Raw genomic sequence first — 23,206 nt, 5'->3', positions numbered from 1 at the left:
ATAATCCTTAGTGAGTGATCGGTTGCACTGCGCTTGCTTTAAATTGCACAAAAACAGGTTTACCCACGTGCAAAGAAAGGTGCTCGAGTGAGTATGTTGAAATCGATGCAAAAACGTTCTCGCCTTCGCAAGATATTGTGACAAGTGCTTGGTGGTTGTTAGTCGTAATATCAGTAATGTGACCAGCCAGCTGATTCACGATAGAGCTATCATGGGGTGCTACGGTACAGATGCTGACTTCACTAGCGGCGATCATTATTTGCTGTGTGATACCGAGCTGGTCAAATGTTGATGAGGTACCTTTTATCTGTAGACCATTGGCTGCGGTAAGTTCTGTCAAGCCATGTGTATCGAACATACTTGTTGAGCTGACATCAAAGGCACAAAACGCGGAAATTTGGGCTCCCGTCTTTAACTTGTTCATCACCGTATCCATATTGCCCATTTCTGTGATTCTACCCTCTTCAAAAACCATTAACTGATTACATAGTGCTTGGTGCTCATAAACATCATGACTTACGAAAAGAATAGGCGTTTGTGTTGCTTTTTGAAGGGCTTTAATGGTGCTAATTAATGACGACTTGCTCTTGGCATCTAAAGCACTCAGTGTTTCGTCTAAAATAAGCAAATCCGGCTCTGCAAGAATGGCTTGCAGTATCAGTACTTTTTGCGTTTCACCACCAGATAATGTGTCGATGGGTTGCTTAAGCAAGTGTCTAATATTTGCCGCATCAATTAGCTGCTCTACATCTAAATTTGGAGAAGGCAATCGATGCCTGCCAAACAACAAATTTCCAGTGACATCAAGGTGTGGAAAAAGCTTATCTTGCTGAAATACGGCGGAAACGTTTCGCATCCAACTCGCTAAATTGATTTTTTTGGGGGTGCTATGCAACACTTTATCATTAAGCAAAATCTCTCCTTCAAAACCACCGTGTAAACCTGAAATAGCTTTTAAGAAGGTCGATTTCCCCGCTCCTGAGTGTCCAAATACTCCAGTGATACCGTTTAGTGAAAAACGCTCATTAATCAAAACATCAAAGCGGGTTAGCGGTATCTTGATATTAACTAGTAGTTGAGTCATCTAATGGCGCCACCGTTTTTCAGCTTGGAGCGACTTAAAGCAAATGATCGCGGTTCCTTAAAGTTCAGTAAGTACACTGCTGAAAGAACTAGAAGGGACCCCATGAGTAGTCCTGCTGCAAGTTTGTGTGCTTGTGCATAGTCGAATGCTTCGACATGATCAAACAATGCTATGGATAATACGCGAGTCTCGTCTGGGATATTTCCGCCAATCATCAATACCACGCCAAATTCGCCAATAGTATGGGCAAACCCCAGTGTAGCTGCTGTGATGAAACTCGTTTTAGTGAGAGGAAAAACGACAGAGCGAAATTGATCAATTTTATTCGCGCCCAACATTGCAGCCTTATGCAGCAAGACTTGGTCTAGCTGTTCAAATGCTTTCTGTAGTGGCTGAACAACAAACGGCAACGAGTAAAATATGGAGCCAATGACGATAGCACTGAAACTAAATGCCAGTTGTTGCCCTGTCACATTCTGCCAGAGCTGACCGGGCAAGTATTGCGGTGAAAAGGCTATTAAGAGATAAAAGCCGAGAACTGTAGGGGGCAACACCAAAGGCAGAGCTACTAGTGCTTCAGCAACCACTTTCCATTTGCTTTGCCAGCGACTTAGGCCCCAAGCGATGGGCGTACCAATAACAAGCAGTAATATAGTGGTAACCGTGGCTAATTTTAATGTGGTCCACGTCGCCAACCAGTCCAATTCTGTCATCGACTTTCGCCACTAACTGATAAAATAGGTTTGTAGCCAAGTGCTGAAAGTTGTCTTTGGATCGGCTCACTTGTAAGGAAATTCAAATAGCTATTGGCAATTGATTGATGTTGGCTGCGGGCAAGCACTCCACCGTATTGGGTTAACAGTGAATCGTCTACTTCGAGCAATGTAAAGGGCAGGTTATGAACAATTAGCTGACTCAATGCAACAAATCCTATATCTACAGCGCCGCTTCGTGTTTGCTGGAACGTTTGAGCAACATTCAGGCCTAGAATATAGCGCTTGTTGTCTTGCCAGAGCGCTTGTTCTTCTAACCATGCCTTTGCGGCTAGACCATATGGAGCGAATCTTGGATTGGCAATCGCGATGCGCTGTAGTGCTGGTAATGTTTGTTTTAGCTGCTTGATATCAGTGGGTATTTGCTTAGTAGAGTACACAGCAAGCTGGCCTATTGCGAATGGTGATAAGGACTGCATTGTGAGCTCACCAGTATCAGCAAGTTTGCGCGGGCGTTCTTCATCTGCTGCTAAGAATACATCGTAAGGTGCGCCATGTTTAATCTGCTGAAATAGGGTACCTGTGGCGCCAGTAATCCATTGAAGTTTTACGTTGTGTTGTTGCTCGAAAACAACACTAAGCTGTTTTGCTGTGGCAGCAAAGTTACTTGCAACAGCAATGTTGAGTGTGAGTGTTTTAGCAGTACTCGATGGTGAGAAGAAAATGAGCACTAGGGCGAAAATGGCGATATACAATCGAGTGAACAAGCTTACCAACCTTTTGCTTTATCTTCGTCGCTTTGCTTTGCTTCAACCCAGGCATCACCCGAAGTTCTTGTTTCTTTTTTCCAAAAGGGCGCGTTGACTTTCAAAAAGTCCATAATAAATTCCCCTGCGGCAAAGGCATCACCTCTATGGGGACTGGTTACGCCGACAAAAACAATATTATCGCCCAACTGCAACTGACCCACTCGGTGAATTACAGTAACGCGATTTATATCCCAAGAGCGTTTTGCTTGTTCCACAATGTTGTGCAAAGCCACTTGCGTCATTGCGGGATAGTGTTCAAGAAAAAGCCCTGTGACGTCGTGTCCATCATTGCGTGCGCGGACTCGCCCGGTAAATGTGACAATGGCACCATCGTTAATATTTTCTCGTTCGAGCTTTTCCATCTCTTCGGCAAAAGAAAAATCAGCATCGCTTACTCTAATCACGATTAACCGCCGGTAACTGGTGGGAAAAAGGCAACTTCATCGCCAGGTTCTACAATATGCTCACCGTTAACGACTTGTTGGTTAACAGCCACCATTACCGATTTTTCTGCCAGCGGTTTGTGCCAATCAGGGTGTTCACTAACAAGTAGGGCAATGATTTGGTTTACAGATAAGGCGTCTGAGACTTGCTCTAGAACGATGTGCTCTTCTCCGAGTTGTTCCCTCAAGCGTGCAAAAAAAAGTACTTTAACCATAAATTAACGTTCCCAATGTCCGGTTTTCCCGCCCGACTTTGTCTCAACTTGTATGCCGTTTATCGTCATTGCCGGATCAACGGCTTTACACATATCAAATAACGTTAGGCACGCTACGGATACTGCTGTAAGTGCTTCCATTTCCACGCCCGTTTGCCCGGCAAGTTTACATAAGCTAGTAACATGAACACACTGGTTGTCGTAATCTAACTCAAAATCAACTTGTACTTTAGTTAGCATCAAGGGGTGGCATAATGGGATTAAATCGCTACACTTCTTGGCAGCTTGAATCCCGGCAATTCTGGCGACGGCAAAGACGTCACCTTTTTTGTGTTCGCCTTGGCCAATCATCTGGAGTGTCTCAGACGACATACTAATAGAGCCACGAGCTGTTGCTTGGCGTTGTGTTACCGCTTTTTCAGTAACATCCACCATATTGGCTTCGCCTTGCGCATTTAGGTGAGAAAGCACTTTATCCATTAACCACGACTCTCACATTGCTCAAGTACATTTTTAAGGTGAGGAACAAAGTTACATGGCTTATGGCTGGCATCAAGCTGTTCACCAATCAGTTTGTCCCATGCTGTTTTGCAGGCATTGGTAGAACCGGGTACACAGAAAATAACTGTTTGGTTTGCCATACCTGCAAAGGCTCGGGATTGCACGGTTGAGGTCCCTATTTCGCCGAGAGAAATGTGCCTAAATACTTCGCCAAAACCTTCTATGTTCTTATCAAAAAGTGGTAAAAGGGCTTCAGGAGTATTATCGCGTGCAGTGAAACCTGTACCACCCGTTGAGATTATCGCGTGAATATTGTCATCGGCGATCCATTTGGAAACGATAGCACGAAGCTGGTATACATCATCTTTGACTATCGCTTTTTCAGCCAGCGAATGTCCTGCGGATATCACTCTGTCAACCAGTGTTTTTCCTGATGTATCTGTGTCTTCTGTGCGAGTATCAGAAACGGTTAGGACCGCTATATTCAATGGAAAAAATTCAGCGAGCGACGCTTTCGCCATGAGTCAATCCTCTTTGGTTATTCATATGTTCTAATGCTTGTTGCCACTGTTGTGGCGTATTGGTATTAAACAGAGCGCTGTCTGTTTTGCACGCTACTTCTTGATGAGGTACTGATGATAAGAGTTGTCGCACCGAAGGCCCTTTATTCCCTGGTTGTGAAAAACAACGATTAAAAAACAGTTCAGTGTAGCTGTTTATAGGAAGATAAAGGGGAAGCGAATGTCCACTAAAGTAGGTAGCTTTTTGGCTAAGTGAGCCAAGATGCTTGAGCTCAGCTAATACATTTGCTGTCATGAGCGGTAAATCAACGGGTAATATTAACGCGGCTTGGCAATTTGTTTGGGTCAATACACTGTAAATGCCGCCCACAGGGCCTTGCTGCTCGTAAATATCCGCTATGTCATGTGTATTTCCACTGACGACAACGTTCTCTACGCCAGCCTCAAGAAGCAGTTGCTTGGAGAATTCCACCATCGGTTGATTGCGACGCTCAAGAAACGCTTTATCTTTGCCCATGCGAGAAGATAAGCCGCCGGCCAGCACGATACCTAAACAACCGATCACATTAGCCTCCCAACATCGACAGGTGTTTAGTGGCGCCGGTTAATTTTTCGTGCAGGAAATGGCTCACTTTTTTATCACCTAGCAGTGCGGTGATTCTGTCTGCTATGGCATCTGCATCATTTTCTGCAAGCAGTGGTCTTAAATCGTGCCCTTGTTCCGCAAACAAGCACAAGTGCAATTTACCTAACGAACTAATTCTTAATCGATTACAGCTTTGGCAGAAATCCTTACTGTATGGCATGATCAAACCAATTTTGCCTACATAATCTGGGTGATAGAACTCTTGTGCGGGCCCTGCAGTTTTGTCTTTAATGGCAGGTAACCAACCCGTTTTCAACAAATACTCTTTGATGGTTTCGCCGCGAACATGTTGCTCACCAAAAAAGGTGGCATTGTCGCCAGTTTGCATGAGTTCAATAAAGCGCAGTGAGACTGGACGTGATTTAATCCACGCCAAGAAACGCTCTAATTCGCCAAAGTTAAATTGGCGCATTAATACCGTATTTATTTTGACGGTCAGGTTTTCTTCGGCAAACGCTGTGTCTAGCCCGTCGAGTATGGTGTTCAGTTTGTTGTGACCCGTAATAAGCTTAAACTGGTTAGTGTCTAAACTGTCGATACTGACATTTAACGCGTCTAATCCAGCCTCTAACCAACTCGGCAAATGCTCAGGTAATTTAAAGCCATTGGTGGTGATAGCGACCTTTTTAATACCGTCAGTTTGTTTGCACGTGTCGATAATGTCGGGTAGGTCTTTTCTAAGCGATGGCTCACCGCCAGTGATACGAATTTTCTCTGTACCTAACTTAGCAAATGTTTGTGCGAACAGTTTAATTTCAGGCAGCGTGAGGAACTTCCTGTCATGGTCACACTGGTAACCATCAGGCAAGCAATATTGACAACGGAAGTTGCATACGTCTGTTATGGACAGCCTGAGGTAGTAAAACCTTCGGCCAAAAGTATCAGTTAACATCTCACCTTTCCAAATACGGGAGGCTACTCGGTTTCCCTAATAACCCTGGTAACTATTGTTACGGCCAATAGCACATATTCTCAATACATCTTAAGGACTTAGTGCAAAAGGCTCGGCGAACAAGTATAGTTTAAGCATAACAAGTATTTAACAAACTACAAGCGATTGCGGTTGTTAATCGGGCATAAAACTTCGTATATTGTTCTAGCGCAAATTTTTATCCCAGCATTTATTGAGGCGTCGATATGGCATCTTGTTTTTCTCAGCCTGGTTTGCTTCCGTTTGAGCAAGCATTCTCCCTAATTCAACAAAATATTCCTGTCGTCAAAACCAGCGAAACAGTATCAATAGAAAAGGCATGTGGTCGCATTTTATGCGAAGCGGTTATCAGCCCTGTCAATGTGCCGCCGCATGACAACTCTGCGATGGATGGTTATGCATTTGCTTCATCGAGTGCTGCTGAAGGCCGGCCACTAACACTAGTCGGTAAGGTCTTTGCGGGCTCGCCTTATACAGAGACCGTCAATCGCGGCGAATGTGTTCGTATCATGACAGGTGGCAAAATACCTACTGGGTGCGATAGTGTCGAAATGCAAGAAAACGCCATGGTCGATGGAAATCTTGTGACGTTGCAGCAAGCGGTACGTGAAGGTCAGCATGTCCGTCGTTGTGGAGAAGACATCAAAAGTGAGCAGGCCATTTACCAACCTGGTCATAAGTTTACTGCAGCAGATATAGGTGCGTTAGCGTCGTTAGGGATCAGTGAAGTAACCGTGCAAAGAGCGTTGAAGGTCGCCCTTATCGCAACAGGTGATGAGTTAAAGTCGCCCGGTCAAGAATTAACAGATGGCGATATTTATGAAAGCAATCGCTACTTTTTAAAAGCGTTACTCGAGCAGTTCGGCGCAGATGTACTGGATTTTGGCATTATTCCAGATGTGCCTGAACAAATTGAACAGGCTTTTCAAGACGCGAATGAACAGGCCGATGTATTAATCACCAGTGGCGGTGTATCGGTAGGCGAGGCAGATTTTACGAAAGACGTATTGGAAAAGTTAGGTGACATCGGATTTTGGAAAATAGCGATGAAACCCGGCAAACCATTTGCCTTTGGAAGACTGTCGAAGGCAATGTTTTTTGGTTTGCCAGGCAACCCTGTTTCGGCATTGGTGACTTTTTATCAATTAGTTCTGCCAAATCTGTATGCCATGTTAGGCACAAGTATGCCTCCAAGAGTAAAGCTAAATGCTATCGCGGGTGATATCCTGAGAAAATCTCCAGGTCGTACTGACTTCCAACGTGGCGTTTATGGTATTGATGAGAGTGGCCAGCTCGTTGTAAAGAGCACGGGGGCCCAAGGCTCTGGTATTCTAACCAGTATTGCAAAGGCAAATTGCTTTGTCATTCTTGAAAAAGAGCGCGGTAGGGTAGAAGTGGGCGAACAGGTAACTATCGAACTTTTTGATCAATACCTTAGCTAGTACTACCTAATCTAAATTTGCAGAACACTCGATAGTAAACCGCATCAAGTGGCTTCCCCAACGACTATGCACTGCCTTAGTTCATTGAGCTGTTAGCCACTTTTAGCGGATAAATTATTTGATAGCTGGCGTTATTTGATGTCCACCTGCAAATTTTGATAGCTACAGTACACTTGTCCTACTTCTTGTGTTTTAAGAATACCAATTGCGCGCGTCCACGCACTTGTCTGGCTGAAGGTAATATTGAAGTGTTGTGCCTGCCAATGACTTGTCGCTACATACTGTTGTTCGTTATTAATACAATGATGCTGCGCTAATTGTTTGTAGCGCAATCCTTCAAAGATTTGCTGGTTTTCCTGTGACTCAGTTGAAGCGAGTTCAGTTATATTTTTCCATGGTGCAAATGCTAGAGTCAGCTTGCCATTATGTAACTTGGCTCTATCCTCGCGAGTCAGATAATGCGTGATATAGCTGTTTTTAATGTTGCCCGGTTCTGTGATGAAAACACCACCTTGGCCAACAACAGTCATTTCCACGGTATCTTTTGTTAATGGAGCAACCAGCAGCGCAGTGGCTTCATCCACGCCAAAGCCAAATGATGCGTTTGTATCTTGAACTAATTTCATCAAACGGCCCTGTCGACCGCGCTCAGAGAAGTGAGTGTCCATCACGCCATAAGGAAACAACGACAAACCTCCTTTTGAGTTATACGTTAAATCATCTTGCAATAGCGTTTCTGAGCATTGATTGTCTTTAGCACAGCCCGCATTTGGCAACAGATCTGCCTTTGCACCGCGCGCGAGCGCCACTTCACTTCGACCATTGGTGATCATGGGAGGTGTCGTCTTTGCTGAGGTTTCGCCCATAACTGCTATATCGCTGCCACCGGACATAACTGCTGTGCCAGCACTGGTACCGCCGACAATCAGGCTATTGTTCGTCACTTCCGTTTTTATCGCTTTTAGGATGGCGTTGTCTCTTCCATCTTTATTTTTGAACGCCTCTTTGGTCAGTGATTGGTCACCACCATTGATAAACAGGCCATCTGCCTGTTCGATCATTGCGACAAACTCATCTGGTTGTTTACATAAGGTTTGCTGGGTCGAGAACCTGTCAGGATAAACAAACGCTCTATTCGTTGTAGCCAGAGCGCTTAGCTGATATTGCGACAGTAATTTACATGATGTTGGGCTGCTACCGTGTTCCTGCCATAACCGGTTGACGGCTGCATCTATTGGTAACCATGTGACGTTGGCACCTGCCTGAGTGAATACTTGCTCATAAAAGTCGACTGCTTCGTAAGGATCTCTGGCAGACGCTGTCACGACCAAAATATTGGGTCGTTTATCGGTATTCGTGTTTTTTGAAGAAGCAAGCGCTACAAATTTATTGAAAATTTCCTGGTTAAATACATTACGCGTTTGGCTGAGCTTTACTTGCTCTTTTTTTCGCTCTCCGTTGTTGTGTTGTACAGGCATTTCGAGTGAATCGAGCAATAGGTAATACTCTCTGTCGGCAAGTTGTCGAATAACGCCTTGTTTGTCATGTTTCTTCAAAATCGCTCGTAAGGCATTTTTGTCACCAGAAAATTGTTTACCTTGAACCTTGGCCAACAGTGATAAAACCTTCTCTCTATGGCGTGATAGGTGGTTTTGAGGCCAAATATCTGCGAGCTTTTCTATTTGCATGGCTGATATACGGTAAAGGGGATGTTGCTTGTCGCGGTCAGATAAAAAAGATTTGTCTGTACATTGACTTAGCGACATCGACGAACAAGTTTTAAGCCCTCCTCCAACAAGAAATAATTGGCTTTTGTTTACGGAGGCTAGGGTGTGAATTGGCGACAAGATGAATACAAATGTCAGCGCTTTTAGAGCTTTTGGCAGCATTTTTATGAATTCCCAACGTCTAGGGCTGATGCCCGAAAAATGTTTAACTCATAGTTGACAACTTAATTCAACCAGAGTATTTCTGTAATAGAGAGTTAAGAAATTGCTTGCGCCAACAAGCAGCCTATCAATCAACTAACAGGCCATATGCCTAAGTTTGGATAAGACTTTTTAATATGTACAAGAAAGCGTTCGCTCTATCAACATATTCTTATCAAAACTACTACCTTTCGGAGTGGTTTGACGAATAAACCTTGAACCCCAATTGGGCTTCGAGGGCTTTGTTTTTCAAATGCCGCTCAACTTCAAAATACATTCAAAATTAATTTTACGCGCAGACACGCTCATAAATACAACACAATAATTGTGTCTGTGCTTTGTCACTTTTCCGTGGCAGGCAAGATAGAAAGGGTAGATAAATGGCAATGTTCAAACCACGTGCGTTAGCACTCACTATTGCGAGTTTAATGGTTTCTTCGGCAGTAACAGCGCAAGCCGCAAACGAGCAAGAAATTGAAAAAATCACTGTCACCGGTAGCCAAATCAAAGGGGTTGACCTCGAAGGTATGCAACCAATGGTGGTGCTTTCTGCTGAAGATATTCGTAACTCCGGGGCAACCACCGTTGCAGAGTTAATGCTTCAAGTGAATCAAACTCGTGGTGGTACGGGCTCTTTTAACACTTCCGAAAGTGGTGCAACCTCAACCTCTACGCCAGCTGGGCAAGCGGCGGCATCGCTTAGAGGCTTAGGCCCAAGCTCCACATTGACCCTCATTAATGGCCGTCGTGTTGCGGCAAGCTCATTTGCTTCAGGAACGCAGAACTTTGTTGACGTAAATAGCATTCCGCTAGCCGCTATTGAACGTATCGAAGTCCTTGCTACCGGTGCTTCTGCAATCTATGGTGCAGATGCTGTAGCGGGTGTTATTAACTATATTTTAAAAACCGATTATCAAGGCGCTGAAGTGAATGCGACGTATGGTAATAGTTTCGAAAGCTCCGATGAGGGCAAATATAGCGTAAATTTGGTTTGGGGTGGTGAACTGGCAGGGGGCCAATTTACAGTATTTGCTGACTACTTTGACCGCAACAGTTTCCACGCAAAAGATCGTGACTATACCCGTGATCCGGTATTGGCAAGCAATTACTCATACTTACCAAAAGATACACCAAATATTTATTATTTTTCGTCTCGTTCAGGCAATGAAATTGGTGCACCGAATTGTAAAACTGACTTTGTCACCACAGAGTTTGGTGAAGAAATTTGCGCATATTATCGCAACGAAGACGATGAACTACTGAGTGAATTAGAGTCTGCCTCGACAGGTTTTATGTTCAACAGAAGCTTTGATGATATCACGTGGAATACCGACTTTTTCTATAGTCGCACGAAATCAGTGGCTGTTTCCTCCCCTGCACCCATCAATCAAGTTGATGACAGTGAAGGCCCATGGGTTGATGAGACTGCACTTAATGCGTTTAGTGACGACATTCGTGATGACTTGCTTGACCAAATGTATATCGACCCATTTGATACCATTGTGGGCCGCGAACTATATGGATTTCAGTACGATGCACGCTTTGGTACGCCTCGCACCGTTGAAGTAGAAACGGATGCATTTCGGTTAGTGTCAGCGTTAAGCGGCGAGTATCAAGGGTGGGATTGGGAAACTGCGGTTACCTTGTCTAAATCAGAATCTGAACAAGTGGCTATTGCCGGTATTTACAACCGATATAAGTATCATGCAGCGTTAGCGGGCGAACTTTGCAGTGACGGCAGTATTGCTAATTATGACCAAGATAGTGATGTGCTCTCTTGTGCAGGAGGCTCTCCACTTGCTATGTATAATCCGTTTTTAGCAGGCGATAGTGCGAATGACGCATTACTGGCTATGACTCAAGAAAAGCCGACTCGCGACGGAGAAAGCACGGTATATGGTTGGGATGCGCGAATCTCGGGCGAGCTATTTGAGCTTAACGATCACATGATCAGTGCCGCATTTGGGGTTGAGTTTAGAAAAGAAGAAATCACTGATGTGCCATCACTCAACTCTCGAGCTCGTGCAGAAAATGACTACCTAGTTGATGTCTTTGGCTTCGGTTCAAGTTTGTCAGAGGCCGATCGTCAACAGTGGGCTGCTTTCGCTGAATTTTATGTACCTGTTACCGACGAATTAGAGCTGCAACTAGCGGGTCGTTATGATGATTACGATGACTTTGGTGACACCTTTAACCCTAAAATTGGTTTTAGTTATCGCCCAACCGATAGCCTTATTTTACGCGGCTCATGGTCAACGGCATTCAGAGCACCTTCACTCACTCAAGCGGGGGTTAAGCTTCGCACAACAACGGCGACCTTTGATTGTGGGGCGAACCAAGCTGTTGCAGACTTGTATTGCGAAGGCTTTGGCGATGAGCGCAGCCCTAACGTTCTTGAATTAGGTAACCCAGATTTAGTGGCAGAAGAATCAGAGTCTATCAGCGTAGGGCTAGCATTTAGCCCAACCCAAGATACAACACTAACCGTTGATTATTGGCAATTTGAACATGAAGATCTTGTTGATACAGATATGACGGCAACGCTGGATGCCGCAATCAATGATCACACCTTACGCCATTGCGGTATTGTTCCAGAAGGCGAAATGGGCATATCTTACGATCCAGATCTCTGTTTAGTGTCAGACAATGCTGGATTAACCATTGAGGAAGCAGGCGCTAATCTCACTGAAATTCTCGATGCATGGGTTGCGTTTGACGACCCTCGCTTCGCAGAGCTGCCACTCTATCGTGACCACGTTATTCAACTACAGAATACGGGTGAGCAAACAGTAAAAGGCCTTGATGTCGCTTTTGACCATCGTTTTGGCTTCGATTCAGGCAGTTTATCTATTGCCATTGATGCAACCCACTACTTGGAGTTTGAGCGTAATAAGCCGGGCTCTGATGAAGTTGAAGAGCTTATCGGCACATGGCGTTACCCAGAAAACATCGCCAGCGTCCGTGTCGCTTGGGAGCAAGATAAATTTTATGCCAGCTTAACTGCTCAATATACCGATAGCTACGAAGACGATATTGAGGGGCTTCGCGGTCGTCAAATCGATGAGCTGACAGACATAGGGAAGCTAGATGAAAATGGTGAGCGTGATGTTGATTCATGGACAACAGTAAGGCTAAACATGGGTTACGATTTTGACGATGCAAATCTAAACTTTACAATCAATAATCTATTCGATGAAGAGCCGCCTGTAGCTTATGGTTCATCTCGAGGTTTTGACTCAATCAACCATAACGCACTGGGTGTGAACTATAGTGTATCCTTAACCTACTTTTTTAAATAAAACTGGGCGGTAGGTGGGTTCTACCTACCGCTTTTATTTGAATATATTGGCATAGGGCGTATATACGTTGTGTTACGCCCAAAATAAGTAGAGTAGGTTATGACGAATCCTCAATCGACGAATGCATCCGGTAAATCGATGCCTGATGCATTTGTTATCTTATTTTTTGTTGTGCTGTTTGCTGCGTTTGCAACACATGTAATCCCAGCAGGTCAGTTCGATATAACCACTGATGAGGCAACCGGTAAGTCTGTCCTTGTTGCTGATAGCTATGAGCAAGTTGAGGAAAGCTACGGTGTTCCTTTGTTTGCCGAAGGTGGCGGCATTGGTTTCTTAAACTTTGCGTTCGAAGGTATGGTCTCGGGCGACAAATGGGGCTCAGCAATCGGAGTTATGATGTTTATCATCTTAACCGGTGGTGCATTTGGTATCGTGATGCGATCAGGCGCAATAGATAACGGTGTTCTGGCCTTGATAGAGCGTACTAAAAACTTGGATGTGCTGTTTATTCCAATTTTGTTTGTTCTATTTTCACTTGGCGGTGCGATTTTTGGTATGGGCGAAGAGGCAATTGCCTTTTGTATTGTCCTGTTACCGCTGATGCTGGCTATTGGCTACGATGCGATAACCACGGTAATGGTAACCTATGTGGCAACTCAAATTGGCTTTGCTGCTTCATGGATGAATCCTTTTAGTGTTGCCATTGCACAAGGTATCGCGGGCGTTCCGCTAATGTCTGGCATGGGTTTTCGTATTGCCATGTGGGTTATTTTTACCTTGATTGGTTTGGTATTTACTATGCGTTATGCCAACACGATAAAAAAGACGCCATCGTTGTCTCCGAATTTCGACATTGATGAAAAGCATAGACAGGAACAAAGTGCGAATAGTGCGGTCAATTACAGTAATGTAGATACCGCAATATTACTGAGTTTCTTTGCGGGTATTTGTTGGGTTATTTGGGGCGTAATTGCCCGTGGTTATTATATCCCTGAAATTGCTAGCCAGTTTTTCACCATGGGCATTGTTGTTGGTGCCATTGCTGTGTTGTCAAAACGGCTGTTGGTTAATGATGTCGCAGACGCTTTTAAGCACGGGGCAAAAGATTTACTCCCTGCCGCCATGATTGTCGGGATGGCAAAAGGCATTGTTATCATTCTTGGCGGAGATAGTGCCGACCAGCCTTCGGTGTTAAACACGATTTTATATTACGCAGCAGGTGCTATTGGTGAATTGCCAACGATGCTGTCAGCACTACTGATGTTCGTATTCCAATCGGTGTTTAACTTTTTTATTGCGTCGGGCTCTGGGCAAGCAGCACTGACAATGCCATTAATGGCGCCATTAAGTGATCTCGTTGGCGTCTCTAGACAAGTTGCTGTACTAGCGTTTCAACTCGGTGATGGCTTAACCAACCTTATTATTCCTACCTCTGCATCCTTAATTGGCTGTTTAGGTGTAGCGCGCATTGACTGGCTTGTATGGGCTAAGTTCATTGGCAAATTCATGCTATTGATGATGAGTACTGCTGCTTTATTTATTGTTGTGGCTGTTGCTATCAACTTTCAATAGCTAAACATATGGAAAAAATATGAAATTATTTAAACAGGCTGAGGTGTATTCACCTCAGTACTTGGGTACTAAGGACGTGCTTATTGCCGGTACCAAAATCCTCAAAATAGCGGATGAGCTAACATCTTTTTATCGCGATGATATTGAGGTGATAGATTGCCAGGGCAAGATATTATGTCCGGGATTTGTCGATTCTCTTGTACACATTACCGGTGGCGGTGGAGAAGGCGGGTATTCAACCCGAACACCCGAAATGTCGATAGAAGAAGCAATAGTCGGTGGAGTTACAACCTTAGTGGGCGTTCTTGGAACCGATTCGATTACCCGTAGTTTAGAAAACTTGCTCGCCAAAAGTTATGCTTTGGAAGAGCAAGGCCTCAATGTTTATTGCCACACTGGCTCTTATCATTTGCCTGCAGTCAATATTACGGGTTCAGTCACTAAAGACATTATGCTAATTGATAAGTTTATTGGTGTTGGTGAGGTTGCAATAGCTGATCACCGAGGCTCACAGTTAACGGTAAATGAGCTGGCGAAAGTTGCCTCTGAAGCAAGAGTTGGGGGCATGTTGGCGAACAAGTCAGGCATTGTCAGTATCCATGTCGGTGACAGTGAGGAAGGGGTGTCGCTTATTCAGCAAGTAGCAGAAGAAACGGATATCCCTGTAACACAATTCTACCCTACACATATGAACCGAAGTGCTGAATTACTTGAACAAGGAATTTCATTGGCGAAAGCGGGCGGTTATATAGACTTTACGACCAGTACAAATGAGCAAATTTTGGCATCGGGAGAAGTGTCAGCGGCGCACGCTATGGCTATAGCGTTAGATAAAGGCGTGCCTGTTTCTCAGATAACGATGAGTTCAGACGGTAACGCTAGCCTACCACTGTTTGATGATGCGGGTAAGTTAGTGGATTTACAAGTGGGTAAAGTCGCAAGTTTGCATGAATCGGTTGTCGAGGCCATCTTAGAGCATAATGTGTCTATTGCCGAGGCTATCGCGAGTGTAACCCAGTCACCAGCAGACATTTTGAACCTTAAAAAAGGTAGGATAGTGGAAGGAGTTGATGCTGACCTTAATGTGCTTCGTGCTGACTCTTTCGCTGTTGAGGATGTTTATTCAAAAGGCGCAGAATTAATGAAAGCGGGTAAAGTGGTCATTACATCTCACTTTTGAAGCAGCTATATGCAGCGCGCTTAGTTGATAAAGAAGTGGCGTGCTCAGTGATTACTGGAGCACGCGCTTTTTCTTTACTTGAGGCATGGTAGTTATCTTTATTGTTCAAAAGTTACGTTAATTTTATTTACTGCTGCCACATCAATAATATCTACACCACCAATACTGCTTTGTAGGCGAGATGCTGTTTTGTTTGCACCATTGTTTGCTGCAAAGCTAATGATGTCTTCACCATTGCACATAACATTCAATGCGACTTCACGCGCTTCAAGGTTATAGTCTTCCATTGCGTGCTTCATACGAATAGGCTTGTCGCTTAACGTAGATTTACATACTTTAACTAAAGCTGCTTCAACCTGGCGGTCTAAAGCTAATGCAGATGTGCTCGCTGCTGACATAGAAAGACCTGTAATAATTGCAATTGCTGATACTTTTACTTTGTTCATGTTTCTTCTCCACTTATTAAATGTGCGTCCTGTTTCGCACACTTATATAGTGGCTTGTTTGAACCAAAAAGTTGTTAATACCAAACGTCGGGATGTAAACAACTTTACCGCTAAAACCTAGCATTTGGTCGCTAAGTGACTGAATTCCTTAACTAGCTAAAATGCATAAAAATTCATCAATGACATTAACTTTTACATTCGTTGATAAATAGACATACACCGCTACAAATCGACATGGTTTACGGCGTTGAAAATTGCTTTGTTTAGCAAATCTCATTTCTTATCTTGGTAAAAATGGTGAGTTGTGTTACTGTTGATTCATACAGTTTATTGTGCATTATTTTATCGCTGAAAAATTATCTTTCAGATTGGAGAGGAAAGGCATGGCAGTTGAAAGTCGTTTTGTAGTAATTAGACAGGGTAAGGAGGTACAGACATTTATGGATAAGAAGGCCGCAGATGAATACGACAAAATGTTGGATATGGCCGACAACCTTACTGAAATGTTTGCCGATGCACCAATTGAGCTTGACGAAAAAATGACTGAGGATTTAAGTATCTTCCTTGCTAAACATCGTGAAGATGTGCTGATTGCACTGCAAGCTAAAAAACCAAAAGTCACGAAGCCTACACCAGCAAAAGCAGAGAAAAAAAGCCCAAAGCTGAAGGCGGTTGATAAAGAAGAGTTAAGCGAAGCGAGTTAATGCCATCAGCAGAAATATCGCTGGACTATGAACTTGTAAAAAGTCACCGCCGCAAAACTATTGGATTACAGATTAAAGAGGGTCGCTTAATTGTACGCGCCCCTTTTTTTGTGGCTGATAGTTTTATTGAACGCTTTATTGCAGAGAAGTCAGTTTGGCTCCAGAAAAAGTTGGCGAATCACCAGAGCCGTAAAGCACAGTATCCTGCTTACCAACTTGTTGATAGTGGATGTTTATTGGTAGCTGGGCGTAATGTTCAATGTGAAGTGGTTGAAGCCAAGCAAACGCGTGTATTTGAGACATTAGATACATTGCGATTTGAACTCTCGCGTAGGACATGGAATTCATACTCAACAGACCAGAACCGAAACAAAAAATTGAAGTCGCTACTGAATAGCTACTTTAAAAGAGAAGCTGAAAAGATACTGCCTTCTCGCGTTGATGCATGGTCAGCGGTAATCGGCCTAGAACCCACTGAGTTAACCATTAAAACCTTTAAAGGTCGTTGGGGCAGCTGCACTGCATCAGGAAAGGTTAGCCTCAATAGTTGGTTGATGGCTTGTCCTGACTGGGTGGTTGACTATGTCATCGTGCATGAACTCTGTCACTTAAAATACCTTAACCACTCCCGTGATTTTTGGGGGTTGGTTGCCAACTATTTTCCGCAGCTAAAAGATGCCAAAGCTTGGCTGAAACATCACCACCGTATATTACTTGTTTGACGGTATTGGATGCAGAGCTGAATTTTTAACTATAATGTGTAATTTTTCATCAGTTTGATGGTCTAACAATAAACAGCATGCATCTGGCGCACGGTGGAAAAACCGTGGATATGGATTAAATCTTGCTTGTTTAATATTTGAGCAGTACATGGCATATAGTCAATTGCGAGAGAATATGATGAAACTATCAACTAACACGATGAAAATGATAGCGATTTATGTAGCGTCAGCGCTTATTTCGTTGATATCTTTACAGCTTATTGTTGCCAGCTGATAGCGCCGTCATAAAATCGTCAATTTACTGAAACAGTAGCGAATTAGTGCTGATTACGCTGCTAAGTGGCGTAATTGTCCGAAAATCTTACAACATTTCCTGTAAATATCATTAACAAACTTCCTAAATTGAGTTAGATTAAAGCTCCTAAAGAATAATAATAACGATGGAAGTTATAGATGAAATCGTCAGTTTTGATTTGTGATGATTCAAATTTAGCCCGCAAACAAGTACTTAGAAGCTTGCCAGAAAAATGGGAAGTGGACGTCCAGTTAGCTACCAACGGCTTAGAAGCTTTGGAAGTGCTTCGAAACAATCGTATTGATGTCTTATTTCTTGATCTAACCATGCCTGAATTAGATGGTATCGGTGTACTTGAAGGTATAAAAGACGAAAATATAACGGTAGATGTATTTGTTATTTCTGCCGATATCCAACCTGAAATGCAAAACAAGGTGATGGAGCTTGGCGCCAAAGCCTTTTTACGCAAACCCGTTAAAGCAGACCTATTAGTGTCTACATTGCAAGATCACGGAATGATGTAATGTCCTATGAGTTGAACGAAGATCAACAAGACTGTTTGCAAGAACTGATCAATGTTGCCATGGGGCAAGCGAGTGATCAGTTAGCGCGCTACCTTGATACCTTTGTTTTTTTGACCGTTCCAAGTATCGACCTAGTTGATGGCGAGGGACTCACTGAAAGCTTGGTCAACGATGAAGAGTCGACGTCCATGGTAAGCCAGGGTTTCTTTGGTTATGAAGGTATTCGTGGCGAGGCTATTCTAGTTTATCAACACCAAGACTCTGATCGATTGGCGGATTTGTTGGGATATGAACCCGACGAATTATCAATTGAAGAGCAACTCATTGATATCAGTTCAATTCTCACAACTACGTTTTTAAATGTGTTTGCAGGACAAATTGAAAATCAGATGTCGTATTCCGCACCTCGCCTGATGTCGTCGGTAGAAGGATCGTTGTCTGAACATTTAGATCAGCTATCCTTTGATTGCGATACGGCACTGAAAGTGAATATCAATTACCAAGTCACCGATTATTCCTTCAACTGCGAAATGGTGCTCCTGATTCCTGCTGAAGCCATAGAAAATATAAAAGCGGTTATCGATAGGATTTTGGAGTCGTTCTAATGAACGCTGATGTAGAACTTACTCAAATTACGGACTCCTTGAATTCCGGTATTCTGATTTTAGACTTGTCACTCAAGGTGCTTAGTTGGAACAGGTTTCTCGCATTACACGCGAATAAAAACTTAGACGATTTTAAAGGTGAATCCATCTTTGACGTGTTTCCCGAATTACCTAAGAAATGGTTTGAGCGAAAAGTCGCCAGTGTCGTTCAACTTGGCACACCTACCTACAGTTCTTGGGAGCAACGTCACCACTTATTTGAGTTGCCGCACACACGTCCAATTACGACAGAAAATAAATTGATGGCGCAAAATTGCTCTTTCTTACCTTATTTACAGGAAGGAACACTCGCCGGTATTTGTCTATTGATTGAAGATGTGACTGATGTTTGTCATTACCAGTCAAGGCTCAAAGAAGCAATGGATGAACTTGAGAGAGCTAGTCGAATTGATGGTTTGACACAGATCTATAATCGCCGTTTTTGGGAAGAAAGTCTCAGTCGTGAATTCTGTCGATGCGAGCGCTATAAAACGGCCATGAGTCTTATCTTGTTTGATTTAGACCACTTTAAACGATTGAATGATACATACGGACATCAATGCGGCGATATGGTGTTAGAACAAACCGCAGCTTGTATTAAAAGTCTGTTGCGAGACGCCGATATCTTTGGTCGCTATGGTGGTGAAGAATTCGCTATTATTCTGCCTGAAACACGTTTGCCAGGTGCCGCAGAGGTGGCAGAACGCGTTCGAAAGAAAGTAGCTGAGCAAGAGTTTGTCTTTGAGGGCGATCGCATACAGGTTTCTATCAGTTTAGGGGTTGCAGAGCTATCGGATGAACATCAGCGTTATGAACAAGTCATATCAAGTGCTGATAATGAGCTGTATAGGGCCAAGTCGATGGGACGTAACCAAATTTGCGTCGCCCAACAGCTAACTAAGTGCTCCTAATAGATACTCATAACTATCTGACGAATAATTCACAAAAAACGAATAACTAATCACTATCTTTTCTCAAAATTAGAGTTGACATTCTAATTTTGCAATGGCATTTTAAACCCATGCGTACAGTAAATAGCCACACCATTATCATTATTACCACTACCATTCTCAACGGATGGTGGTCATAGGCTGACGCGTAAAAAAAACAAGAATTTACCAAGCCCGTGACCCGAAAAGGTCGCGGGCTTTTTCATTTTTAGAGGAAGAGAAAATGCGAGTACTTAAGTTTGGTGGTTCGTCTTTAGCGTCGGCAGAACGCTTTGTGGCGGTAGCCAACATTGTTGTCGATAAAGCACAATCATCTCGCCTAGCGGTGGTTGTTTCTGCGCCACAAGGGGTCACCAATCACTTAGTGGCAATGGCAGAAAATATTAAGAATGAAGCGCAGATGCAGCAAGACTTGTCGCATTTTAAAACAGCCATTCAAAATATTATTGACGACTTAACCGCGACTCTACCTGAATTCAGTGTTATCCATGCAGAGCAAACTTTAGCGCATTGTGAACAACGCCTTTCGCGCTTTATGCAGGGCGCGCACTTGTTAGAATTTTGTCCTGACCATGTTCGAGCAGAAATCATTAGTACGGGTGAACGCTTAAGTGTTGCAATCCTTTCTTCAGTGCTAGCAGCAATGTCTTATAAGTCTGAGGAACTGTCACCTGAGAAGTTTTTGCACACAAATGACGTTTCGTTAAACGCCGTTGCTGATTTGGTGCTGTGTAAAGAGAAATACCAAACGGAATACCGTGAGCTAGCGGATATCGCCATTATGCCAGGATTTATTGGTGTTAATAGCTATGGTCAAGTAACGACACTTGGTCGTAATGGCTCAGACTATTCCGCTGCTGTGTTGGCTGTATGTGCTGAAGCTGAGTGTTGTGAAATTTGGACAGATGTTAATGGTGTTTATAACGCTGACCCACGTGTTATCAAAGATGCACGTCTTCTTGACTACTTGTCTTATCAAGAGGCGATGGAGCTATCGTATTTTGGGGCGAAAGTTTTGCACCCCAAAACAATCGGTCCGATTGCGCAATATCACATCCCTTGTCTAATCAAAAACACAAGCAACCCAGCAGCACCAGGTACACGGATTGCCAATGAAACTGATGACAAACAACAAGTTAAAGCGATATCAAATCTTGATGACTTGACTATGGTTAATGTCTCTGGTCCTGGCATGAAGGGCATGGTTGGTATGGCTAGTCGCGTTTTTGCTGCAATGAGTCGAGAAAATATTTCGATGGTGATGATCAGTCAATCATCAAGTGAGTACTGTATCAGTTTCTGTATTCACTCTGCTGACGCTCGTATGGCAGAACAAAGCTTGAAGCAAGAATTTGAACTTGAGCTACTGAATGGTCTGCTCGAGCCTGTCGATTTACAGAGTAACTTGTCTATCGTTTCACTCGTTGGTGACGGTATGCACCATCAACGCGGTGTTGCTGCCAAGCTCTTTTCATCTCTTGCGCAAGCCCGCGTTAACGTGGTTGCCATTGCGCAAGATTCATCTGAACGCAGTATCTCTGTGGTCATTGAACAACGTAAATGCACTGATGCACTGAAAGTGTGCCACCAGAACTTCTTCTCACATAGGCCAACAATTGATGCATTCGTTGTTGGATGTGGCGTTGTTGGAAGTGAGTTACTGAGTCAAATCGCTAAACAACAAGCGTCATTAAAAGCGCAGAATATCGACTTAAAAGTCTATGGTTTGGCAAATTCTAAAGGCATGGCGTTCAATAAAGAGGGCGTTGATTTAGCAAATTGGCAGTCAGTGTTTGAGAATGAACAAGAAGTGCTAAACGTTGATAACCTAAAAGCGTTTGTCCGCGACAACCATTTAATTAACCCTGTGTTAGTGGATGTCACCTCAAATGAAGAGTTAGCGTTGTCTTATGCAGACTTCTTGGCAGAAGGCTTTCATGTCGTAACGCCGAACAAAAAAGCAAATACCGATAGTTGGGAATACTACCAACAAATGCGCCAAGCGGCACAAAGCACAAATCGTCGTTTTCTTTATGAGACAACGGTAGGGGCAGGTTTACCAGTTATTGACACGCTTCAGAACTTGCTAAAAGCGGGTGATGAATTGATTCAATTTGAAGGCATTTTATCTGGCTCATTGTCTTATATTTTCGGCAAGCTAGAAGAGGGGATGTCGTTATCTCAAGCAACAGCTATTGCCAAGGAAAATGGCTTTACAGAACCAGATCCTCGTGATGACTTGAGCGGTATGGATGTCGCTAGAAAGCTACTCATTATGGCACGTGAAGCAGGCATGCCGTTGGAGTTGAGTGATATTGATGTGGATTCAGTATTGCCATCAAGCTTTGACGCCAATGGCAGCGTGACTGATTTTATGACAAACCTGCCAAGCCTAGACGCGCAAGTTGCTGAGCAAGTTTCATCTGCTCAAGCTGAGGGGAAAGTGTTGCGTTACATCGGCACGATTAATCAAGGTAAGTGTAAAGTGTCTATCCAAGCTGTAGGCGTGGATCATCCATTATATGCCATCAAAGATGGTGAGAATGCGCTTGCTATCCATTCTAAGTATTATCAACCATTACCCTTTGTATTACGTGGTTATGGTGCAGGTGCAGCCGTTACTGCAGCCGGTGTATTTGGTGATCTCCTAAGAACATTAGCGTGGGAGCAACAACACTAATGGCCGTGTCAGTTTTTGCACCCGCCTCAATTGGTAATGTCAGTGTGGGTTTTGATGTTCTTGGTATGGCTGTGCAGCCAGCCGATGGCACTTTGTTAGGCGATGTTGTTTCTGTTGAGGCGGCAGAGAAAAATGAGCTTGCCGTTGTTGGCCGCTTTGCGGATAAATTGCCAAGTCAGCCAGAGCAAAATATCGTGTGGGATTGTCTTGTGCACTTCAATCAAGCGCTTGCTAAAACTAGCCAAAAAGTACAAACAGTAAAATTGACGCTAGATAAGAAGATGCCGGTTGGGAGCGGTTTAGGGTCAAGTGCTTGTTCCGTTGTTGCTGCTCTTCACGGTCTAAATGCGTTTTACGATACCTTTTTTTCTCAAGAAGTCATGCTGAGAATGATGGGGGAAATGGAAGCTCAAATCAGTGGTAGTTTGCATTATGACAATGTTGCTCCTTGTTACCTTGGTGGTCTTCAGTTAATGGTGGCAGATCCAGACATTATTACTCGCACTTTGCCAAGTTTTGATGATTGCTTCTTTGTCATGGCTTATCCGGGGATTGAAGTCTCTACCAAGGCTGCGCGTGAGGTTTTACCATCAGAATATTCTCGTGCAGATCTCATTACTTATGGGCAAACACTGTCTGGCTTTGTTGATGCGTGTCACAGACAAGATAAAAGACAAGCGTTTGGCTTATTTGACGATGTAGTTGCTGAGCCCTATCGCCAACACCTATTACCTGGCTATCAAGCCGCCAAAAACTATTTAACAGAAGAATTATGTATAGCTGTCGGTATTTCCGGCTCTGGCCCAACGCTCTTTGCGGTTGCTGAATCAAAAGCACAAGCAGAGGCTACTGCAAAGTGGCTTAAAGAACATTATTTGCAAACTGATTTGGGCTTTGTGCATGTTTGCCAAGCTGACAATCAAGGCGCTCGCCGTATTTAAAATTTGAAGGACAAAC

22 protein-coding genes and 1 riboswitch are annotated in these 23,206 nt (G+C 43.7%); of the genes, 11 read left to right on the top strand and 11 right to left on the bottom strand.

The window, feature by feature from the left end; translation table 11 throughout:
- Window positions 1-7: 7 nt before the first annotated feature.
- From ACFSJY_RS01480 to moaA, 9 genes are all read right to left on the bottom strand, one after another.
- Window positions 8-1,084: an ATP-binding cassette domain-containing protein gene (locus ACFSJY_RS01480; RefSeq protein ID WP_386030370.1), complete on the bottom strand. Its 1,077-nt coding sequence runs from the start codon at window positions 1,082-1,084 to the stop codon at window positions 8-10.
- Window positions 1,081-1,797: a molybdate ABC transporter permease subunit gene (gene modB / locus ACFSJY_RS01475; protein WP_386030368.1), complete on the bottom strand. Its 717-nt coding sequence runs from the start codon at window positions 1,795-1,797 to the stop codon at window positions 1,081-1,083. Before modB ends, ACFSJY_RS01480 begins: the two co-directional genes overlap by 4 nt.
- Complete coding sequence (gene modA / locus ACFSJY_RS01470; RefSeq protein ID WP_386030366.1) at window positions 1,794-2,564, bottom strand: molybdate ABC transporter substrate-binding protein; 771 nt, start codon at window positions 2,562-2,564, stop codon at window positions 1,794-1,796. Before modA ends, modB begins: the two co-directional genes overlap by 4 nt.
- Before the next feature lie 2 nt (window positions 2,565-2,566).
- Window positions 2,567-3,010 (bottom strand): molybdopterin synthase catalytic subunit MoaE, encoded by a 444-nt coding sequence (gene moaE / locus ACFSJY_RS01465; RefSeq protein ID WP_386030364.1) that lies wholly within the window; start codon window positions 3,008-3,010, stop codon window positions 2,567-2,569.
- 2 nt (window positions 3,011-3,012) lie between these two features.
- Window positions 3,013-3,264: a molybdopterin converting factor subunit 1 gene (gene moaD, locus ACFSJY_RS01460; RefSeq protein WP_386030362.1), complete on the bottom strand. Its 252-nt coding sequence runs from the start codon at window positions 3,262-3,264 to the stop codon at window positions 3,013-3,015.
- A 3-nt stretch (window positions 3,265-3,267) separates the two neighbouring features.
- Window positions 3,268-3,744 (bottom strand): cyclic pyranopterin monophosphate synthase MoaC, encoded by a 477-nt coding sequence (gene moaC, locus ACFSJY_RS01455; RefSeq protein WP_386030360.1) that lies wholly within the window; start codon window positions 3,742-3,744, stop codon window positions 3,268-3,270.
- Window positions 3,744-4,286: a molybdenum cofactor biosynthesis protein B gene (gene moaB / locus ACFSJY_RS01450; RefSeq protein WP_386030358.1), complete on the bottom strand. Its 543-nt coding sequence runs from the start codon at window positions 4,284-4,286 to the stop codon at window positions 3,744-3,746. The genes moaC and moaB overlap by 1 nt, the downstream gene beginning before the upstream one ends.
- Window positions 4,264-4,851, bottom strand: coding sequence for a molybdenum cofactor guanylyltransferase (gene mobA / locus ACFSJY_RS01445; RefSeq protein ID WP_386030356.1), 588 nt, complete (start codon window positions 4,849-4,851; stop codon window positions 4,264-4,266). The genes moaB and mobA overlap by 23 nt, the downstream gene beginning before the upstream one ends.
- A gap of 1 nt (window position 4,852) precedes the next feature.
- On the bottom strand, window positions 4,853-5,824 hold the full coding sequence (gene moaA, locus ACFSJY_RS01440) for a GTP 3',8-cyclase MoaA (RefSeq protein WP_386030354.1): 972 nt from the start codon (window positions 5,822-5,824) through the stop codon (window positions 4,853-4,855).
- A riboswitch (molybdenum cofactor riboswitch) is annotated at window positions 5,811-5,954 on the bottom strand. (Overlaps the previous gene by 14 nt.)
- Before the next feature lie 115 nt (window positions 5,955-6,069).
- On the opposite strand from moaA, the gene moeA reads away from it, so the two are divergent.
- Window positions 6,070-7,305, top strand: a complete 1,236-nt coding sequence (gene moeA / locus ACFSJY_RS01435) for a molybdopterin molybdotransferase MoeA (protein ID WP_386030352.1) — start codon at window positions 6,070-6,072, stop codon at window positions 7,303-7,305.
- 131 nt (window positions 7,306-7,436) lie between these two features.
- Here moeA and ACFSJY_RS01430 read toward each other — a convergent pair whose 3' ends face one another.
- Entirely contained in the window at window positions 7,437-9,194 is a 1,758-nt protein-coding gene (locus ACFSJY_RS01430; protein WP_386030350.1) for a cyanophycinase, read from the bottom strand.
- 425 nt (window positions 9,195-9,619) lie between these two features.
- Here ACFSJY_RS01430 and ACFSJY_RS01425 point away from each other — a divergent pair, with 425 nt between their 5' ends.
- The 3 genes from ACFSJY_RS01425 (at window position 9,620) to iadA (ending at window position 15,284) form a co-directional block, all read left to right on the top strand.
- Window positions 9,620-12,532 carry a TonB-dependent receptor plug domain-containing protein gene (locus tag ACFSJY_RS01425; RefSeq protein WP_386032191.1) on the top strand — a complete coding sequence of 971 codons (2,913 nt, stop codon included), beginning with the start codon at window positions 9,620-9,622 and terminating at the stop codon, window positions 12,530-12,532.
- A gap of 99 nt (window positions 12,533-12,631) precedes the next feature.
- Window positions 12,632-14,104, top strand: coding sequence for a putative basic amino acid antiporter YfcC (yfcC, locus tag ACFSJY_RS01420; RefSeq protein ID WP_386030348.1), 1,473 nt, complete (start codon window positions 12,632-12,634; stop codon window positions 14,102-14,104).
- A 19-nt stretch (window positions 14,105-14,123) separates the two neighbouring features.
- On the top strand, window positions 14,124-15,284 hold the full coding sequence (gene iadA, locus ACFSJY_RS01415) for a beta-aspartyl-peptidase (RefSeq protein ID WP_386030346.1): 1,161 nt from the start codon (window positions 14,124-14,126) through the stop codon (window positions 15,282-15,284).
- A gap of 98 nt (window positions 15,285-15,382) precedes the next feature.
- Here the strand turns inward: iadA and ACFSJY_RS01410 are convergent, their stop codons facing one another.
- A complete protein-coding gene (locus ACFSJY_RS01410) occupies window positions 15,383-15,730 on the bottom strand; it encodes a DUF3718 domain-containing protein (RefSeq protein ID WP_386030344.1) in 348 nt (115 codons plus the stop codon).
- A gap of 383 nt (window positions 15,731-16,113) precedes the next feature.
- On the opposite strand from ACFSJY_RS01410, the gene ACFSJY_RS01405 reads away from it, so the two are divergent.
- The 7 genes from ACFSJY_RS01405 (at window position 16,114) to thrB (ending at window position 23,190) form a co-directional block, all read left to right on the top strand.
- Complete coding sequence (locus ACFSJY_RS01405) at window positions 16,114-16,434, top strand: YebG family protein (protein ID WP_386030342.1); 321 nt, start codon at window positions 16,114-16,116, stop codon at window positions 16,432-16,434.
- Window positions 16,434-17,156 (top strand): M48 family metallopeptidase, encoded by a 723-nt coding sequence (locus ACFSJY_RS01400; RefSeq protein ID WP_386030340.1) that lies wholly within the window; start codon window positions 16,434-16,436, stop codon window positions 17,154-17,156. Before ACFSJY_RS01405 ends, ACFSJY_RS01400 begins: the two co-directional genes overlap by 1 nt.
- A gap of 453 nt (window positions 17,157-17,609) precedes the next feature.
- Window positions 17,610-17,975, top strand: a complete 366-nt coding sequence (locus ACFSJY_RS01395; RefSeq protein WP_386030338.1) for a response regulator — start codon at window positions 17,610-17,612, stop codon at window positions 17,973-17,975.
- The gene (locus tag ACFSJY_RS01390; RefSeq protein ID WP_386030336.1) at window positions 17,975-18,580 is read left to right on the top strand and encodes a chemotaxis protein; all 606 of its coding nucleotides are present in this window, start codon (window positions 17,975-17,977) and stop codon (window positions 18,578-18,580) included. The genes ACFSJY_RS01395 and ACFSJY_RS01390 overlap by 1 nt, the downstream gene beginning before the upstream one ends.
- Window positions 18,580-19,530, top strand: a complete 951-nt coding sequence (locus ACFSJY_RS01385; protein WP_386030334.1) for a sensor domain-containing diguanylate cyclase — start codon at window positions 18,580-18,582, stop codon at window positions 19,528-19,530. The genes ACFSJY_RS01390 and ACFSJY_RS01385 overlap by 1 nt, the downstream gene beginning before the upstream one ends.
- Window positions 19,531-19,792: 262 nt before the next feature.
- Complete coding sequence (thrA, locus tag ACFSJY_RS01380) at window positions 19,793-22,249, top strand: bifunctional aspartate kinase/homoserine dehydrogenase I (RefSeq protein ID WP_386030332.1); 2,457 nt, start codon at window positions 19,793-19,795, stop codon at window positions 22,247-22,249.
- Window positions 22,249-23,190 carry a homoserine kinase gene (gene thrB / locus ACFSJY_RS01375; RefSeq protein ID WP_386030330.1) on the top strand — a complete coding sequence of 314 codons (942 nt, stop codon included), beginning with the start codon at window positions 22,249-22,251 and terminating at the stop codon, window positions 23,188-23,190. The genes thrA and thrB overlap by 1 nt, the downstream gene beginning before the upstream one ends.
- Window positions 23,191-23,206 lie beyond the last annotated feature (16 nt).

It is taken from the genome of Thalassotalea euphylliae, from assembly GCF_042682785.1.
Lineage (GTDB): Bacteria > Pseudomonadota > Gammaproteobacteria > Enterobacterales > Alteromonadaceae > Thalassotalea_F > Thalassotalea_F euphylliae.
The sequence above is the reverse complement of the archived record's forward strand: the minus strand, read 5'-3'. Positions and strand labels throughout refer to the sequence as shown.